This window comes from Xanthomonas sp. DAR 80977, assembly GCF_041240605.1.
Taxonomy (GTDB): Bacteria; Pseudomonadota; Gammaproteobacteria; order Xanthomonadales; family Xanthomonadaceae; genus Xanthomonas_A; species Xanthomonas_A bundabergensis.
The window spans coordinates 724,126-741,813 of sequence record NZ_CP162487.1 but is presented as its reverse complement, the minus strand read 5'-3'; the positions used below and the strand labels follow the sequence as shown (position 1 = coordinate 741,813).

At 65.1% G+C, this 17,688-nt stretch carries 13 protein-coding genes and 1 tRNA gene; 4 read left to right on the top strand and 10 right to left on the bottom strand.

The annotated features are described in order from the left end of the window. Nucleotides 1-266 precede the first annotated feature (266 nt). Both AB3X10_RS03280 and AB3X10_RS03275 read left to right on the top strand, forming a co-directional pair. Nucleotides 267-659, top strand: coding sequence for a hypothetical protein (locus AB3X10_RS03280; protein ID WP_369979043.1), 393 nt, complete (start codon nt 267-269; stop codon nt 657-659). 234 nt (nt 660-893) lie between these two features. Then, a complete protein-coding gene (locus AB3X10_RS03275; RefSeq protein ID WP_369981620.1) occupies nt 894-2,366 on the top strand; it encodes a diguanylate cyclase domain-containing protein in 1,473 nt (490 codons plus the stop codon). Between the two features lie 51 nt (nt 2,367-2,417). Here the strand turns inward: AB3X10_RS03275 and AB3X10_RS03270 are convergent, their stop codons facing one another. The 3 genes from AB3X10_RS03270 to AB3X10_RS03260 all read right to left on the bottom strand — a co-directional run bounded on the left by AB3X10_RS03270 (nt 2,418) and on the right by AB3X10_RS03260 (nt 3,938). Then, the gene (locus AB3X10_RS03270; protein ID WP_369979041.1) at nt 2,418-2,849 is read right to left on the bottom strand and encodes a gas vesicle protein; all 432 of its coding nucleotides are present in this window, start codon (nt 2,847-2,849) and stop codon (nt 2,418-2,420) included. A gap of 166 nt (nt 2,850-3,015) precedes the next feature. Beyond that, nucleotides 3,016-3,264: a helix-turn-helix domain-containing protein gene (locus tag AB3X10_RS03265; protein ID WP_369979039.1), complete on the bottom strand. Its 249-nt coding sequence runs from the start codon at nt 3,262-3,264 to the stop codon at nt 3,016-3,018. Between the two features lie 242 nt (nt 3,265-3,506). Continuing rightward, nucleotides 3,507-3,938 (bottom strand): SymE family type I addiction module toxin, encoded by a 432-nt coding sequence (locus AB3X10_RS03260; protein ID WP_369979037.1) that lies wholly within the window; start codon nt 3,936-3,938, stop codon nt 3,507-3,509. A gap of 629 nt (nt 3,939-4,567) precedes the next feature. Here AB3X10_RS03260 and AB3X10_RS03255 point away from each other — a divergent pair. Then, nucleotides 4,568-5,512 carry a retron St85 family effector protein gene (locus AB3X10_RS03255; protein WP_369979035.1) on the top strand — a complete coding sequence of 315 codons (945 nt, stop codon included), beginning with the start codon at nt 4,568-4,570 and terminating at the stop codon, nt 5,510-5,512. Further along, a complete protein-coding gene (locus tag AB3X10_RS03250) occupies nt 5,509-6,438 on the top strand; it encodes a retron St85 family RNA-directed DNA polymerase (RefSeq protein ID WP_369979033.1) in 930 nt (309 codons plus the stop codon). Before AB3X10_RS03255 ends, AB3X10_RS03250 begins: the two co-directional genes overlap by 4 nt. Before the next feature lie 195 nt (nt 6,439-6,633). Here AB3X10_RS03250 and AB3X10_RS03245 read toward each other — a convergent pair whose 3' ends face one another. From AB3X10_RS03245 to AB3X10_RS03215, 7 genes are all read right to left on the bottom strand, one after another. Next, nucleotides 6,634-6,885 carry a type II toxin-antitoxin system prevent-host-death family antitoxin gene (locus tag AB3X10_RS03245; RefSeq protein WP_369979031.1) on the bottom strand — a complete coding sequence of 84 codons (252 nt, stop codon included), beginning with the start codon at nt 6,883-6,885 and terminating at the stop codon, nt 6,634-6,636. A 68-nt stretch (nt 6,886-6,953) separates the two neighbouring features. Then, nucleotides 6,954-7,706 (bottom strand): DUF1828 domain-containing protein, encoded by a 753-nt coding sequence (locus AB3X10_RS03240; protein WP_369979029.1) that lies wholly within the window; start codon nt 7,704-7,706, stop codon nt 6,954-6,956. 75 nt (nt 7,707-7,781) lie between these two features. Continuing rightward, nucleotides 7,782-8,219 (bottom strand): hypothetical protein, encoded by a 438-nt coding sequence (locus AB3X10_RS03235; RefSeq protein ID WP_369979027.1) that lies wholly within the window; start codon nt 8,217-8,219, stop codon nt 7,782-7,784. Nucleotides 8,220-8,474: 255 nt separating this feature from the next. Beyond that, nucleotides 8,475-8,550 (bottom strand) — tRNA-Ile (locus AB3X10_RS03230). 361 nt (nt 8,551-8,911) lie between these two features. Then, the gene (glgB, locus tag AB3X10_RS03225; RefSeq protein WP_369979025.1) at nt 8,912-11,098 is read right to left on the bottom strand and encodes a 1,4-alpha-glucan branching protein GlgB; all 2,187 of its coding nucleotides are present in this window, start codon (nt 11,096-11,098) and stop codon (nt 8,912-8,914) included. Then, nucleotides 11,095-14,454, bottom strand: coding sequence for a maltose alpha-D-glucosyltransferase (gene treS, locus AB3X10_RS03220; protein WP_369979024.1), 3,360 nt, complete (start codon nt 14,452-14,454; stop codon nt 11,095-11,097). Before treS ends, glgB begins: the two co-directional genes overlap by 4 nt. Then, nucleotides 14,451-17,585 carry an alpha-1,4-glucan--maltose-1-phosphate maltosyltransferase gene (locus tag AB3X10_RS03215; RefSeq protein WP_369979022.1) on the bottom strand — a complete coding sequence of 1,045 codons (3,135 nt, stop codon included), beginning with the start codon at nt 17,583-17,585 and terminating at the stop codon, nt 14,451-14,453. Before AB3X10_RS03215 ends, treS begins: the two co-directional genes overlap by 4 nt. Between the last annotated feature and the right edge of the window lie 103 nt (nt 17,586-17,688).

The window sequence follows — 17,688 nt, the reverse complement described above, 5'->3', positions numbered from 1 at the left end:
CGCGTAACGGCAGCGGCAACGGCGCGCGATGCAAAAGCGCAACGTGGACCGGATCGACCCGATGGACCGCGAGCAACATCGGCGCCGACGCATCGCCGCGGCCGCATGTGCATGCGGATCCGTCAGCGACCATCAGCAGACGCGTGGCACGCGATCCCCCACTCGCCGTCTTCCCCAGGATGCAATGCATCGACGGCTTTGGATCGATCCAACGCGCTTAGATGTAACACGCTCGTTTCGGCGTTGCATGTTGCTGCGCAACAGTCATGGCCTCCTCTGTGGCCCAACGCCACGTCCAACGCGCGACGACGCGCTGCGCTCTCGCGCCGCTCGCGACATGTCCTCGCGCTCGCTACGCAGCCATCCCTTCGAGCACCGCGGCCGCCGCCGTGATGGCGTCGGCAACGCGCGGCGAAGCGGTGATGCGCAACTCGGCAGCGTTGATGTGCACCTCGGCGATCGTGGCCGGTATGCGCGCCGGAAGCGCTTGGCTCGCACACCATGCCGATCCCGATCCCGATCCAGAAGCTGACCTGCGCATCGATCGAGCAGTTGGTCATCGTGCAGGCGCGGTGCAGTTGGCCATGCCGCGCGTCGTCGATGTTGGCGGTGCCCATCGGATCTTCGGGAAGTGCGTGCACATGAATCATTTACGTTGATATCCGGTGGTAACGGCCTCCATTGCCCCAGACGCCGCCCCCAAGCCGCAGCGGGAAGCGAAGCACCACGCCGCGCGGCGCCGGCGGCGTTCGCCCCGACCACGTACGCGCCCATGGCGGCCAGTCGCGTGGCGGCACGCGTGCCCGTCGCGCGTCCCCGGCGGTTCAGCGCGGGGCTTCTCCGCCGATAACCGACTGGGGAGTGGAGAAACGCGCCGCGCGGAGGCGGCGGGCATGAGCAAGGGCAAGCGCCGCAGAAACCTGGCCCAGCGCGTGGCGCTGTACCTGTTCGTCACCGCCGCGTGGGCGGTGCTGGCCGGGTCGGAGTACTCGTCGCTGCGCGACGCCAGGAACACCGCGTTGCAGACCGCACGGACCAACACGCTGAACCTGGCCAGCTCCCTCGCCCAGCACACCAGCGATTCGTTCGCCATCGCCGAGACGGTGCTGTCGGGCGTCGTCGCCGGTGTCGAGAGCGGCCAACTGACGCCGCAGACCCTGCACGACGCCCTGCGCGACGAGGTCGACCGCTCCGACCGGGTGCATGTCATCGTCGTCTACGACGCGCACGGGCACGCGGTGAACTCGTCGCTCCCGGCAGGCGCGCAGCACCGCGACGTTTCCGACCCGGCCTCCTTCGCGCACCACCGGCACCACGACGACCGCCTGGCGCTGCTGAGCGGCCCGATCCGCAGCCCGGCCGACGGCGCGTGGATCGTTCCGCTGACCCGGCGCCTCAACAAGCCCGACGGTTCCTTCGACGGCGTGGTGCTGGTCGGCATCCCGCTCGCGTACTTCGTGCGCTTCCACCGCATGTTCGACACCGGCCATGGCGGATCGATCGCCATCGTCGACGACGACGGCATCGTCGTCTCCCGCTACCCCGGCGACGCCGGCGGCAGCGGCGGGAGCATCGCCGGCACGCCATTCCATCGGACCATGCTGCGCTTGCGCCGCGGCTGGATCTCCGCCGTATCGCCCATCGACGGGGTGGAGCGGATTTCCGGATTCGCCCATGCCCAGCGCTATCCGTTCTGGGTGGTGATCGGCATGTCCACCGACGAAGTGCTCGCGCCCTGGCGGGCGGTTGCCCTGCGCCGCTCGTGCGTCGCCCTCCTCGCCTGCGCGCTGTTCATCGGACTGGGCATGTGGCTGGACCAGCAGCTGCGGCGCATGCAGGCCAGCGAGACCAGGTTGAGCACGGAAGCCTGGAACGACCCGCTCACCGGCCTCTACAACCGGCGCGGCTTCGACTACAAGCTGCACAGCGCGCTGCAGCAGAGCGCGGCCGTGCACGCCAGCGTCGCGCTGCTGATGATCGATGTGGACCACTTCAAGCGCTACAACGACACCTACGGACACGTGAATGGCGACGCCTGCCTGCGGCAAGTGGGACAGGCGCTGGCGGCCTGCGCACAGCGGCCGCACGATGTCGCCGCCCGCTACGGCGGCGAGGAATTCGCGATCGTGCTGCCCTTCACCGACCAGGCGGGCGCGCAGACGCTGGCGCAGCAGGTACGCGTGGCGGTGCGCGACCTGGACCTGCCGCACGCCTCCAGCCCGACCGACGCCCGGGTGACAGTGAGCATCGGCATTGCAAGCGTGGGCGCGCAGGACCAGCACCGGTCGGCCGCGGGCCTGATCGGCATGGCCGATGCCGCGCTGTACCGGGCCAAGCAGGCGGGCCGGGACCGGTTTTCCACGTAGCCGCGCAAAAAACCCCGCCGAAGCGGGGTCATGCGGTACGGCCGGCACGCCTCAGACGCTGGACATCACGCCGATGCTGAAGCCGGAGACCTGGCTGATCCGTCCCCGCCACAGGCAACCGTTGACCGGAAACTCGCCGCCCGTCGCCACGACCCGCGCATCGGCCAGGTGCACGAAGGTGGCCGGCTTCAGCTCGCTCTGCTCGTAGATGTCGCGGTACGGCTGGAAGCGCTCCTGCAGCGGCGCGACCAGTTCGTCGGGCGCCACCTCGGTGATCGACTCGGTCAGCCTCTGCATGAACTCCTTGCCGCCGATCAGCATGCCGGAGATGGTGCTGCCGCCCACCGTCAGCGTCAGCCCGATCTGCACGCCCAGGTTCGCGATCGCCACCAGGTCCTGCAGCAGGTAGTCGGGATGGTGCGCCGCGGCGAGCAACGCATCGGTATCCAGTGCCGCGGCCGCTTGGTCTTCGTGTTGTGACATGTGTCTTCTCCCTTCCAGTCGCCACGGCGATCCCATGGTGGCATGAGGGTATACAGATTCGTCGGCGGGCGCAGCGACAGGGGTCATGGCCATGCTATCGGCACATGATTGGCTTGATGCCTCTGCCCCCAATGACGTGCTGCGGCGATGCGAGCGGCGCCCCATGTCACCAATCCGTTTGTGCGCCATGGCTGCCACGGATGCCAATGGTCAACTCAAGTCCCAGGGTCGCGCACCACGCCAGTAGTTGCTCCACGCTCAATGCGTGGGCGTTCAACTCCAGATGGGAGACCCGCGACTGGCTTAGGCCGATATGGCCGGCCAGCGCCGACTGGGTCAGCCCCTGGGCCTTGCGCGTGGCCTGAAGCGCCGCGCCAAGCTGCGTAGCTGTAAGCAAAACGTAGGACGTAGGCATCATGCGGCACCCGAAATTCAACTAAATGCGAAATACCCGCAAAGCAGCTAAACGCAAGATAGCTGGAATCCAGCTATCGAGGGTGTTCTACACACACACGATCACCGCTTTTTGATGATCGTGCGCAGTAGTGGCTGCAAGCGGGCGTCAACAACGATTTCCCTGAAGCCAGGAGAACGCAGCCGGCCGGCGGGGCCGGCTCGCGCGACGACCGGCTCGGCAACGCCACCAAAGCCCGGCGGCTACGGCGCCACTTTAAATCTGCGTCGTGTCTTCGCCGCAGGCCGCGGCGCCACCGGCACGGCCGTGATCAGCAGGGCGCCATTGGCCATCGTGATGCGCACCTTGCCGCCCACCGCAAAGCCGAGGCCTTCCAGCCACAGGCCATGCAAGCGCAGGCTGGGCACCTGCCGCCCGACCCGCATGCCATTGCGTTCCACATCGTAGTAGCGATAGCCGATGGTGCATTGCGTGGGCCGGCGCGGGATCGAGCGCCTGGGCACGGGGTCCTTGACGGCGTCGGGGTGCAACGGCGGCGCCGACGCGCCAGGCAGCGGCTCGGCGACGATCGCATCCAAGGGGTCGGGGGATTCGAGCTTGAGCCAGCAGGGCGGCGCCTTGGTGGCGCGCCGGGTGGATGCGGTCTTCGAACGAACGGAAGCGTTACGGGGCATGACGTTCTCCTTGTGTAATGGAGTCCGCCATCCCCGAGACCAATCAAAGGTGGCGGACGGTGCGGGTTGGTCTACCGGCCACAAGGCAACCGGCGGGCCCTAAGGCCCCCGCGCACCGCCCGCCATAAAGCTGCAAGCCCTGCCCCGCCTCGAATCCGGGCAACAAAAAAGCGCCGGACATCGATGATGGGCGCTGGTGCGCCTTGTAAATTTCGGGAGACCAATCCCGGCTGCGGAATTTGCCGCAACGGGCGGATAATGACTGAACCTAGATCAAGTGTCAACACGCAAGGCCATGTGTTCGTAGACATCCACATCGCATGAAGATAGCTACAGACCGCCTCCCCTACTTGAAGTAACGAATCGAAGTCAGCAAGTTCGATCTAACGCGTCATCACCCACCAAGCCAATCTTGGGCCTTGACAATTTTTTCACTCACCTCAAGAATCAACGAACTCTTTACGCGTTTGACATGGAGTCAAGAGGTTACGTCTGGCGATGCGCCAGACGGCTATGGATTGTCTGGGTTTATCGCCCCGCACAGCCGGCACGGTCTCACCGCTCCGGTCCGCGGGTCCTCGCGGTAAGCCCGTACCGGCTGTGCGGGGCGTTTTCTTGGTGAAGAGCGAATGGATGACCCGCGTTTGCAGTTTCTATCTCAGATAGATCTTACAAAAACCCGAATAAAGGCATTTGAGGGATTTGTACTTCTATGTGGCGGGCAAAGTGATCAGGAGGCCCACCCTGTAAGATCCGTCAGGCATCTCATACAATCGGAGCTTACAAGCGGCCGCCACGGCGAACTAGCTCAACGAGTACGTCTAGCAGAAGAAACAAAAGATTGGTTCCACGGCGGCGTTTATTCCGATTTAGTGACTTTCGAAGAACACCTCGCCGGACTTTCTGCTGTTGTAGTTCTTGTCGTTGAGAGCCCAGGGGCAATTGCAGAGCTTGGTGCTTTCTCAGTCAGCGAACCATTTCTTGATCGCCTTCTGATAGTGGTATCGCAACATCACTATGATGAAAGCTCTTTCATCAGACTCGGCCCTATCCAGAAAGTCGAGAATAACTCAAAGAATTCGGTCATGGTCTACGACTGGCATGAATATAGTGCTGGCGGCAGAAGAACCGAAAATTTCGAATTGCTCCGCGGAGATGTTAGCGAGATAGTTTCAGCAATTAGGAAGTATGTCTCTCCGTCCGGGCGCGAACATGTATTCCGCAAATCAGAACCATCCAACATAATGAGTCTAATATGTGAGCTATGCGATATATTTGGAGCACTCAACGAGAAAGATATTATTGATTTTCTCGGATTGCTCGACATACCAGTAAGCTCAATAGAAATTTCACGGTATTTATTTTTATTGCAGAAATGCCAGTTGCTATTTGTAAAATCTAAAGGCCATGGTCGGTATTTCTATGCAGATGATTGGGTTTCACGCATATCCTTCGGATACGTCCCGGGGACCAAGTTCAATCGAGAACGCGTGAAAATTGATACCATTTCATTTTATGAAAACAAGATTCCAACCAGAGCCCAAGTCGTAAAGTCAATACGGAGGGCCAAATGACCGGCCTTGTATCCAAAATTTCCTCCCTGATTGGAATATCCACTTCAAGTTGCCGTGTAATAGCCAGGGGTGCATATCGCAGATACAAAATATTTAACATTCCCAAAAAAAATGGTGATAGACGGGTCGTTGCGCAACCGGCCCGAGAAGTAAAAGCTGTACAGCGTGCAATCTGTCACCTACTCAGTAAAGAAATAGAAATCCACCAAGCAGCCACTGCCTACAAGCCCGGAAGTTCAATATTACGCAATGCGGATATCCATAAGGGCGCAAAATATCTAACAAAACTTGATTTTTCTGATTTTTTTAGCAGCATAGATGAAGAGTCCATTGTCCATCTGTTGCAAGAAAAATGCACCCATTTAAGTGTTTCTGAGCTTAAGTTCATTGTAGACGCTTGTACTTGGAGGCCAACGGGGAAGCCGGTACTTTGTATCGGCGCGCCGAGTTCACCATTTTTTGCGAACGCTGTAATGTTTGAATTTGACGAAAAAGTCTCCGTTCTCGCACGTTTCCTTAATGCGCGATACACTCGCTATTCGGACGACATTGCGATTTCTTCGTCAGATCCTGACGTACTCAGTGAACTTGAAAATGGGATTCGCCAGTTGGTGGAAAAATCTCGCCTGCCTACAGTAAAATTTAATGAAAAAAAACGCATAGCGGTTTCTCGCTCGACATCAATGACGGTTACAGGCCTAACTCTCACCAACCAAGGTGGCGTCAGTGTAGGGCGAGAACGAAAAAGAGGAGTTCGTGCAGGAGTTTTTCGTTTTTTAAGTGGCCAGCTAAACGATATCGAAGCAGAAAGGCTAAAAGGCGAAATAGCTTTTGTTCTGAGTATAGAACCAAGCTTCAGGGGAGTACTTATCAACACATATGGTATGCGCGCTTGGAGCCTGCTTCCAAAAATCCGCCAAGATTAATATCTGCGACAGTGGTTAAGCACAGCTTGGCGGAGAGCAAAAGCCAAACAACCTACCGCTGAAGTAAACCTATCCGAGGCTATCTTGAGCCCGATAGGTGACTATGGAAGGGCTCTCATGGGTTAACAGTGTCACTTAGCTACATGACGTGTGACCAATACCCCTGCCATGCGCGAGCGCCGTTATCGCGATACATTACGAGAGATCAGCGGGGCGGGCTCCAATCGCCACACGCTGCGGATCGAGCCCAACCTCTGCAACGTCCGGCATCGCCAGCGCATCGGCAATGCGCCGCTGCCTTGTCAGCCGTTGATAGTCCTCGAAGCTCAGCAGCACGTGCGCAGGCTTGCCGCGATCCGTGATAAACACCGGACCGCTCTTGGTGGCCTTCTTTGCTCGCATCATATCCAGGTTAAGTTCGCGGCTGGACAGGATTGTGATGGTCATAGGTGCACCTCCTACATCAGTTGCATGTAATTACGTTACTACAATGACGATTGGCCGGAGGGGAGGGATTAAGCGGCAAGCGCGAAGTCCAGGTTGATCGCCCCGCCTTGGTAGATCACTGTTGCTGCTGTGTCAGCGAAGAAACCACTGGCACGATCTGCGTCGCGGGAAGCCTCCAGCACAGCGATGATCGGAGCATCTTGGCGTGCCGAGCGGAGGTCCTTGAACTTTCCGCCGGCCTCATAGACTGCCTTCCACTGGATCACATTTCCGTCAGCAGCGATGGGCTGCACATAGGCGCGCCGGTCACGGCCCATGTCTAAGGCGAAGGGAAAACGAATTTGGTGGCCACTGAGCCCTGTCACTTCTACCCGCTTCCGGAGGCGTTCGCCGTACTTATTCGCGAGGGCGTCGCCAACGATCCTCGTGAACCGCTCTTCATCGCGCGGCCGATGTTTCAACCCCTTCGTCGCGATAGCGGAAGCAGCTTGCAGGTATTGACTAAGAACGCTGGTCAGCTCTGTGTCCCCGCAGGTCACGCTGATGACACCCTCATCGTTCAGCGATAGGCCGTGCTCTTCCGCAATCGATCGGTAAGCCTTGATACGGGACGGAGTGATCTCAGCGCCGGCTGCCGCAACGTGAAACGCAACGTCGCCGTCGTCTGTAACGACAAAGCGCCCTGGACCAGCCTCGAGCACGTACGCGCCAATGAGCGTTCCATCGACAGGGAACGCTAAGGGCGACTCGATGTAGCCCGAGCCGTCGCTGATGGCGGTGTAATGTCCGCAGATGGCATGTGCTAGCGCGTCGTGGTTCATCGTAGTGGTAGTTCGCGCTGACCTGGCGGAAGGCTGAAGTTAGGACCGTTCTGGATACCGGCGAGGAAGAGAAAGCTATCTATCCCAGTGTTCAGAAAACTCGGCTGGTTCTAGGGGCTCAGCATAGCCGTATATTGCATCGTCGCTGATGGTGTGCAAATGCGGGTGGTGGATAGATTTTAGGAAATGCGGGCGGCCTTCACCAACACTGTTCCTGTGACGACTTGGACCGTCCTCATCGAGACCTAGGATTCGTTGATCACGATAGAACAGGCTAAGTGAGAGCTTGTCAGGTACGCCTTCAATGCTTGACGGCTTGTAGTATCCGTCGACGTAGAGGCTTCCTGGCGTGTGACCTTGAACAGACAGTGCTGCCCGGAACTTGTAGCCTTTCGGCTTGCCACCAGCATCCACCCAGGCTATCTCGCCAGCTGAGATCCAAGCCTTTGGCGTTGCCAGCACCTGCCGTAGATCGCGGACAAATTCTCGGTCTGGCGGCGTCCTGCGTGCCATGCGTTACCCTCAGTCTACCCGTCCGCCAATCCAGTAGACGCAGCTGATCACTTGGATCGATGACCGTTGAGCATTCACGTTCACTCCTCGCCTCAGCTTTCATCAGATTAGCAAGCATAGCAACGGCCTGAGCGAGGCGCGCAGACAGATGCAGAGCGCGGTGTAGCTGCTGAGGCCGGCATAGGCAAACGGGCACCGACAGGAGTTCACGGGCAACGCCAATGGCTACAAATCAATGTAAGTCATTGAATTCCCTGGTGGGCCCACCAGGATTCGAACCTGGAACCAAAGGATTATGAGTCCTCTGCTCTAACCGTTGAGCTATAGGCCCGGACGCGTCCGGAGCGGGCGGGCGAGGCGTCGGCCGCCGGCTTGGCGCCTCTGGCGTGCATGCAGAGGAAGGCGCCGAGGCGGGCGTGAGTTTAGCGTCCGGGGTGGTGTCGTGTCTTCCTGGGCTGTCGATGCGCGTGCAGCCGCTGACTCGCATGCGTGTTGGCTACCCAGGGCAAAAGGCAGGGCTGCGCCTGATTGGGACGACGCCCCGGGCAATCCGCAATGGAAGAGCATCAGCTCTGATGGTGAGCCGGGAAAGCCCGTCGGGACTGAAGTCCCTCCCACAACAGCCTGCTTTTCCACAACAGCGCCGCATCGACGGCCGATGCGACGCCGCTAAGCGCGCAAGCGCCCTCCCCTCAATCCTCCAACCCCAACACCAGCACCCCCAGCGGCGGGATGGTCAGTGACAGCGAGGCCGGATGCCCATGGGCGCCGATTGCCTCGGTGCGCACGCTGCCGCCGTTGCCGGTGTTGCTGCCGCCGTAGATCTCGGCGTCGGAGTTCAGCAGTTCGCGCCAGCGGCCGCCGCGGGGCACGCCGATGCGGTAGCCGTGGTGCACCAGCGGGGTGAGGTTGGCCACCACCAGCAGCGGGGCGTCGCTGCCCTGGGCGGTGCGCAGGTAGGCGAACAGGCTGTTGCCGGCGTCGTCGCCGATGACCCAGGCGAAGCCGTCGGGGGTGTCGTCGCGGGCGTGCAGCGCGGGGTGTTCGGCGTACAGGCGGTTGAGGTCGCGGACCAGGCGCTGGATGCCGCGGTGGCGCGGGTCGTCGAGCAGGTGCCAGGGCAGCGCGGCGTCGTGGTTCCACTCGGTGGGCTGGGCGATTTCGCAGCCCATGAACAGCAACTTGCGCCCGGGGTGGGTGTACATGTAGCCGAGGTAGGCGCGCAGGTTGGCGAAGCGCTGCCAGTCGTCGCCGGGCATGCGCCCGAGCAGGGAGCGCTTGCCGTGCACCACTTCATCGTGCGAGATCGGCAGCATGAAGCGCTCGGAATACGCGTAGACCATGCTGAAGGTCAGTTCGCCGTGGTGGTAGCGGCGGTAGATGGGGTCCAGTTCGATGTAGTGCAGGCTGTCGTGCATCCAGCCCATGTTCCACTTGTAGTTGAAACCCAGGCCGCCGTGCGCCAGGTCTGCAGTGACGCCGGGCCAGGCGGTGGATTCCTCGGCGATGGTGATGGCGCCCGGGGCGTGTTCGGCGACCACTTGGTTGAGCCGGCGCAGGAAGGCGATGGTCTCGTAGTTCTCGCGGCCGCCGTGGATGTTGGGCACCCACTCGCCGGCGTTGCGGCTGTAGTCGCGGTAGAGCATGGAGGCCACCGCGTCCACGCGCAGGCCGTCGACGTGGTAGCGCTGCAGGAATTCCAGGGCGCTGGCGATCAGGAAGCCGGAGACTTCGCGCCGGCCGTGGTTGTAGATGAGCGTGTTCCAGTCGCGGTGGAAGCCTTCGCGCGGGTCGGCGTGTTCGTACAGCGAGGTGCCGTCGAAATGGGCCAGGCCGTGCGCGTCGGTGGGGAAATGCGCCGGCACCCAATCGACGATGACGCCGATGTCCTCGCGGTGGCAGCGGTCGACGAAGCGGGCGAAGCCGTCGGGCGAGCCGAAGCGCGCAGTGGGCGCGAACAGGCCCAGCGGCTGGTAGCCCCAGGAGCCGCCGAACGGGTGTTCGGTGACCGGCATCAGTTCGATATGGGTGAAGCCCATGTCGGCCACGTAGGGAATCAGGCGGTCGGCCAGGGCATCCCAGTCGAGCATGCTGCCGTCGGCGGCATGCATCCACGAGCCGGCGTGGATCTCGTACACGCTCAGCGGCGCGCTGGGGCCGTGGCGGCGCGCGCGCGACGCCATCCAGGCGTCGTCGCGCCACTGGAACGGGGTGGGATCGGCCACGATCGAGGCGGTGCCGGGCGCCAGTTCGGCGCGGCGCGCGACCGGGTCGGCCTTGGCCGGCAGGTCTTCGCCGCGCGGGCCGCGCAGGGCGTACTTGTAGTGCGCGCCCACGTCGACGCCAGGCACGAACAGTTCCCACACGCCGGCCTGGTGGCGCAGGCGCATCGGGTGGCGGCGCGCGTCCCAGGTGTTGAAGTCGCCGATCACCGCCACGCGGGTGGCGTTGGGTGCCCACACCGCGAAGCGGGTGCCGCGCGCGCCGTCCACCTCGACCACGTTCGCGCCCAGCGCATCGGCCAGTTGCAGGTGGTGGCCTTCGGCAATCAGGTGCAGGTCGAAATCGCTGAGCTGCGGGCCGAAGGCATAGGGGTCCTCGGTGACCTGCTCGCCGCCGGGCCAGCGGATGCGCAGCCGGTAGCGGCCGTCGTCGGGCAGCGTGGCGGCGAAGAAGCCGGGGCTGGGGCCTTCCTGCAGCGGAACCTCGCGGCCGTCGTCGAGCACCGCGATCACCGCTTCGGCGCCGGGCAGGTAGTTGCGCAGCACGCGCGCGTCGCCGATGCGGTGCGCGCCGAGCACGGCGAACGGATCGCCGTGGCGGGCGTTGGCGAAGGCACGCAGCGTCGCCTCGTCCCAGGCGTGGCCGGCATCACTCATCGAATCGCCTCCTCGGGCGCGGGAAAGCGCTCGAGTATGCGCAACAGTCCCTGTATCGGCACCATGATCCAGGCCGGGCGGTTGGCGGCCTCGTAGCGAATTTCATAACTGGCCTTCTCGATCAGGAACAACAGGGTGGTGGTCTCGAAGGCGGCCGGCGCCACCCACGGATGCGGGCTGGCGTCGAGCACCTGGCGGTAGGCGGCCAGGAAGGTGGCGCTGGCGCGGCTGCGGAACGCGGACAGGAAGGCGTCCAGCGCGGTGTCCAGGCCGACCCCGGCGCGCGCGGCGGTACCCTCCTCGCCGCGTGCGGACACTTCGCTGGCGTAGTCCAGCGAGCGCAGGAAGCCGGCCACGTCGTGCAGCGGGCTGGCCTTGGCGCGGCGTTCTTCCAGCGACTTGGCCGGCTCGCCTTCGAAGTCGATCAGCACCACGTCGTCGAACGCAACCAGGATCTGGCCGAGGTGGAAATCGCCATGCACGCGGGTCAGCAGCGCGCCGGCGAGCAGGGCCGGCGCCTGCCGCAGCCAGGCGTCCAGGCGCGGGCGCTGCGCGAGCAAGGCGTCCACCGCGGCGCGCTCGGCGCCGTCCTCGCTGCCGTCGCGATGCGAGGACAAGGTGTCCCACATCGCCTGCACTTCGTGCTCCACGCCGGCGACCACCTGCCGCGCGGCCGCATCGTCCACCGGCTGCGGCGCGAACGCGGCGGCGTCGGTGGGCTGGGCCAGCGCGTCGTGCAATTCGGCCAGGCGCCGGCCGACCACGGCGGCGAAGGCGTCGTAGCCGGCGACGCTCTCCTCGCGTGCGGCCTCGTCCTGCGCGGCGGCGTATTCCTCGGCGCCGCGCGCCAGGTGGTCCAGGGTCCAGCGCCAGGCATCGCCCTGGTTGCGCACGAAGCCCTGCAGCAGCGCCAGCGTGGTTTCCCCGCCCTGCGCATCGACCCGGGTGACGTGGCCGAACAAGGGCGCGGCGTTGGCATAGCCGATCTCGGTCAGGCGCGCGCCGAGTTCGATCTCGGGATTGGCGCCGGCGGAGACGCGGCGCAGCAGCTTGAATACGGCCTTGTCGCCGACGATCAGCGAGCTGTTGCTCTGCTCGGCCGACAGCCAGCGGATCTCGGCATCATCGGCGATCTGCACCGCGGCCAGCGCCGGTGTGGGGCAGAAGCGGATCTGTTCGGGCGCGGCATCGGCGCCGGCATGGGTTTCGCCATCCACCGAGATCACCGCGCCCTCGCGCAAGGCGGCGAGCGTGCTGCGGGTCAGCGCTTTCAGCGCGAAGCCGTCGGTGAGGTAGCCGACTTCGCGGCCATGCCGCACCCGCGCCAGCGCCAGCTGCTCGGCCAGCACGCTGGGCTGTTCGCGGTCCCAGACGATGCCCAGCGGCAGGATGTAGCGCTCGCGTTCGCCATGCTCCAGTTCCGCTTCGATCTCCAGCAGGGTGAGCCCGTCGCTGCCGGGCAGCGGCGTGCGCCGGGCGATGCGCACGCCGCGCAGCGCGCGGTCCTTGGCCGCGAACCAGCGCCGCGTGGACAGCCAGGCCGGCAGGATGTCGCGCTCCAGCGTGCCCAGGTGCGGCAGCAGCGGGTCGGCATCGACCGCGCCGCGCAGCACCAGGGTCTGGTAGTCGGGCAGCGGCATCGGCGCGGGCACGTGCCAGTCCGGCAGGGTGGCGTTGCCGACCAGCTGGAACGCGTAGAAGCCGAACGCCGGCACGGTGAGCAGGTAGGTCAGGCGCCCGATCGGCGGGAAGCTGCCGCCGCCGATGATGTCCACCGGCACGCGGCCTTCGAACTCGGACAGGTCCAGTTCCACCGCCTGCAGCGTGTGCGAGAGGTTGGCCACGCACAGCACGGTCTCGTCCTCGTGGCAGCGCAGGTAGGCAAGCAGGCGGCGGTTGCCGGGGTACAGGAAGCGCAACTGGCCGCGGCCGAAGGCGCGGTAGCGCTTGCGCACCGACAGGATGCGCCGGGTCCAGGTGAGCAGCGAATGCTGGTCGCGCTGCTGCGCCTCGACGTTGACCGCCTGGAAGCCGTACAGCGGGTCCATGATGGGCGGCAGCACCAGCGCGGCCGGGTCGGCGCGCGAGAAGCCGCCGTTGCGGTCGATCGACCACTGCATCGGGGTGCGCACGCCGTCGCGGTCGCCGAGGTGGATGTTGTCGCCCATGCCGATCTCGTCGCCGTAGTACAGCACCGGCGTGCCGGGCATGGTCAGCAGCAGCGAGGTCATCAGTTCGATGCGGCGGCGGTCGCGCTCGAGCAGCGGCGCCAGGCGCCGGCGAATGCCCAGGTTGATGCGCGCGCGGCGGTCGGCGGCGTAGGTCTGCCACAGGTAGTCGCGCTCCGAGTCGGTGACCATTTCCAGGGTCAGCTCGTCGTGGTTGCGCAGGAAGATCGCCCACTGGCAGCTCTCCGGGATTTCCGGGGTCTGGCGCATGATGTCGGTGATCGGGAAGCGGTCCTCGCGCGCGATGGCCATGTACATGCGCGGCATCAGCGGGAAGTGGAACGCCATGTGGCATTCGTCGGCGTTCTCGCCGAAGTACTGCTGGGTGTCTTCCGGCCACATGTTGGCCTCGGCCAGCAGCATGCGGTCGGGGTACTCGGCGTCCAGCGTGGCGCGGATGCGGCGCAGGATCGCGTGGGTCTCGGGCAGGTTCTCGTTGGAGGTGCCGTCGCGCTCGATCAGGTACGGCACCGCGTCCAGGCGCAGCCCGTCCACGCCCAGGTCGAGCCAGAAGCGCATCACTTCCAGCACCGCCTCCAGCACCGCCGGGTTGTCGAAGTTCAGGTCCGGCTGGTGCGAGTAGAAGCGATGCCAGAAGTACTGCCCGGCGACCGGATCCCAGGTCCAGTTGGAGTTCTCGGTGTCGCAGAAGATGATGCGGGTGCCGGCGTAGTCCTGGTCGCTGTCGGACCACACGTAGAAGTCGCGCTCCGGCGAGCCGGCCGGCGCGTTTCGCGCGCGCTGGAACCAGGCATGCTGGTCGGAGGTGTGGTTGATCACCAGTTCGGTGACGATGCGGATGCCGCGCGCGTGCGCCTGCGCCACCAGCCGTTCGAAGTCGGCGATGCTGCCGTAGTCCGGATGCACCGCCATGTACTCGGCGATGTCGTAGCCGTCGTCGCGGCGCGGGCTGGGATAGAACGGCAGCAGCCAGATGGTGTCCACGCCGAGGTCGGCGATGTAGTCCAGCTTGGAGATCAGGCCGGGAAAATCGCCGATGCCGTCGTCGTTGGAATCGAAGAACGATTTGACGTGCACCTGGTAGATGATCGCGTCCTTGTACCAGAGCGCATCGCGCGCCAGCGGGCGCGCCTCGCTGTCGGCGGGCAGTGCGAGTGCAACATTCATGGCGTGGCTCCGGCGCGGATACGCCATAGGGAAAACGGCCGCGAGGGATCGAGGCGAATGGTTTGCGGCTTGCCGTGCCAGGCGAATTCATGGCCGTCCCACAGGTCCTGCACGGCGACGCTGGCGTGGTCGGGCAGGCCCAGTTCCCACAGCGGCACTTCGATCTGCGCCTCCTGCGCGGCGTGCGGATCCAGGCTGATCGCCACCAGCACCAGGCTGCGGCTGCGCGCCAGGTGCGCCTCGTCCAGGAACTTGCCGAAGTACAGCACCTGGTCGTTTTGCGCGAGATAGAAACGCGTGCCCAGGTGCGACTGCAGTTCCGGATGCTGGCGGCGCAGCAGGTTGAGGCGGGTGATCTCGTCGACGATGTCGCCGGGCGCACGCTCGGGCCAGGCGCGCAGCTGGTATTTCTCCGAATCCAGGTACTCCTCCTTGCCCGGCGCCAGCGGCGTGGCCTCGCACAGTTCGAAGCCCTGGTACATGCCCCACAGGCCCGACAGCGTGGTCGCCAGTGCGGCGCGGATCAGGTGCCCGCCGCGGCCGCTCTGCTGCAGGAACACCGGGTTGATGTCCGGCGTGTTGACGAAGAAATGCGGGCGGAAGCATTCGCGCGGCGTGCCGGTGTTGAGCTCTTCGATGTAGGCCTGCAGCTCGGCCTTGTGCTGGCGCCAGGTGAAGTAGGTGTAGGACTGCGAGAAGCCGACCTTGGCCAGCCGGTACATCGGCTTCGGCCGGGTGAAGGCTTCGGACAGGAACACCACCTGCGGATGGCGACCGCGCACTTCGGCGATCAGCCATTCCCAGAACGGGAACGGCTTGGTGTGCGGGTTGTCGACGCGGAACAGGTTGACGCCTTCGTTGACCCAGAACAGCACCGCGTCGCGCAGCGCATTCCACAGCTCGGGCACCGCGCCGCTGGCGTAGAAATCGACGTTGACGATGTCCTGGTATTTCTTCGGCGGATTCTCCGCGTACGGGATCGAGCCGTCGGCGCGCCAGGTGAACCAGTCCGGATGCTCGCGCAGCCAGGGATGGTCCGGCGCGCACTGGATCGCGAAATCCAGTGCCAGTTCCAGGCCCTGCTCGGCCGCGGCGGCACGCAGCCGACGAAAGCCCTCCAGACCGCCGAGTTCGGCGTGCACTTCGGTATGCCCCCCCTCGGACGAGCCGATCGCATATGGGCTACCAGGCTCGCCGGGTTGCGCGGTCACGGCGTTGTTGCGGCCCTTGCGGTTCTTCTCGCCGATCGGGTGGATCGGCGGCATGTACAGCACGTCGAAGCCCATCGCGCGGATATGCGGCAGGCGCGCGATCACGTCGTCGAAGGTGCCGTGGCGCGCCGGGTCGCCGCTCTGCGAACGCGGAAACAACTCGTACCAGCTGGAGAAATGCGCGCCGCGGCGCTCGGCCTCGACGCGGAAGGTCATCGGGTATTCGGTACGGAACGGCTTGTCGTCGGCGCGCGCCATCGCGTCGGCGGTGCCGGGTTCCAGCAGGATCTCCGCGCGGGCGGCGGGATCCTCGCTGCGGGTGATGCGGGCGAGGATCGCCTTCAGCCGTGAGTTCAAGGCGCCGCGGCTGCGCGCGCGCGCGGCCTCGACCTGGGCCAGCGCTTCCTGCACGTCCACCGGCAGCAGCGTGCCGGCGGCGCGTTTCTTCTCCAGGTCGGCGTGGGTGGTGGCGAAGATGTCGCGCCAGGCTTCGATGCGGAACTCGTAGCGGCCCAGCCGTTCCAGCGGGAACTCGCCGCGCCAGCGGTCGTTGCCCAGCGCGCGCATCGGCGCGCTGGACCAGCTGCGCGCATCGGCGGCGCGCCACAGCAGCGCCACCGCGATGCGGTCGTGGCCATCGCAGAACGCGTCGGCTTCCACGCAGATGCGGTCGCCGACGGTGCGCTTGACCGGGAAGCGGCCGTCGTCCACCGACGGCGTCACCGCCTCGATGCACACACGTGCCGCGCCGGCGGCGACGTCGGCCGGCGTGCGCGCACGCGCGGCGGCCAGCACCGGGCGCGCCGGCACGCTGCGGTAGATCCGCACTTCGCCCGCCTCCAGGGTGCCGCCCTGGTCGCCCTGGATCGGCTCGCCCTGGTCGCTGAGCAGCGATTCGCTGTCGCCGAGCAGGCGCAACAGCGCCGACCCCGGCACCGGCAGCAGGTGGTCGCGGTCGCTGTTGAGCAGCACCAGCCACGGCGCGGCGCCCAGCGGTTCCACCGCGACCGCGGTCAACGCGCCGTCGCGCAGCAAGGGGCGCAGGCGCAGGCCGTGCGTGGCATCGACCGGGATGGCCGGCGCTGCGTCGGCATCGGTGTCGGCCGGCACCGGCACTGCGGCGGGTTCGGCGATCGCCCAGGCATCGCCGAACGCGGCGGCCAGCCGCGCGCGCTGCGTGCGCTGCAGCGGCGGCTGCGCATCCGAAGGCGCGTCGGGATCGATGGTGGCCACGACCCGGCGCGCCAGGCTGCGCAGCGCCACGTCCTCGTCGAAGAACCAGCTGCCGCGTCCGTCCCACCACGCCAGCGACGAGAACGCCGCGTCGAAATTGGCGCCGTGCAGGCCGCGCAAGGCCTCCAGGCCCAGGCCCGGGGTCCAGGCCACGAACTTGGCGTTGGGCACCTCCGCCTGCACGCCGGCGATCAGGCTGCGCCACAGCGAGGCCGGCACGCGCTGCGGCTGCAGCACGCGGAAGCCGGCCAGGCCGCCGCGCAGCCAATCGCGCAGGCGCACGCTCCACCACTGCGCCAAGCCTGCGCCTTCCTCGGCGTAGGCGAAGCGGCCCTGGGCGATGTCCGGCGTGCCGCGCTGCGTGCGCGGATCCGGCAGCGCCGAGCTGCGCGCGCGGAACCAGTGAGGATGTTCCTGCAGCAGGCGGCTGCCGCCGCCGATCTCGTCGATGCGCAGATCGACCAGCAGTTTCAGTCCGTGCTTCTGCGCCAGCGCCAGCCACTGCTGCAGCTGCGCGTCGCCCGCGGCATCGTCGGCCGCCGGATCCGCCAGCCGCCCCTGCGGGTCCTGCGCGAATGGGTTGGGCAGCACCACGTGGTCGCAGCCATTGGCCTGCGCGGCGGCCATGGCCGCCTCCAGCGCGGCCGTGTCGTGGTGGCTCGGGGGGGACAGCAGGCAGACATGCATTCGGATATCCCGTTCGGCGTGATGAGGGGTGCGCGACCAGACCGCAGCGATCGCCATCGGCAGCCCGGATCGGCCATCTCACGGGACGGAAACGGAATGCACC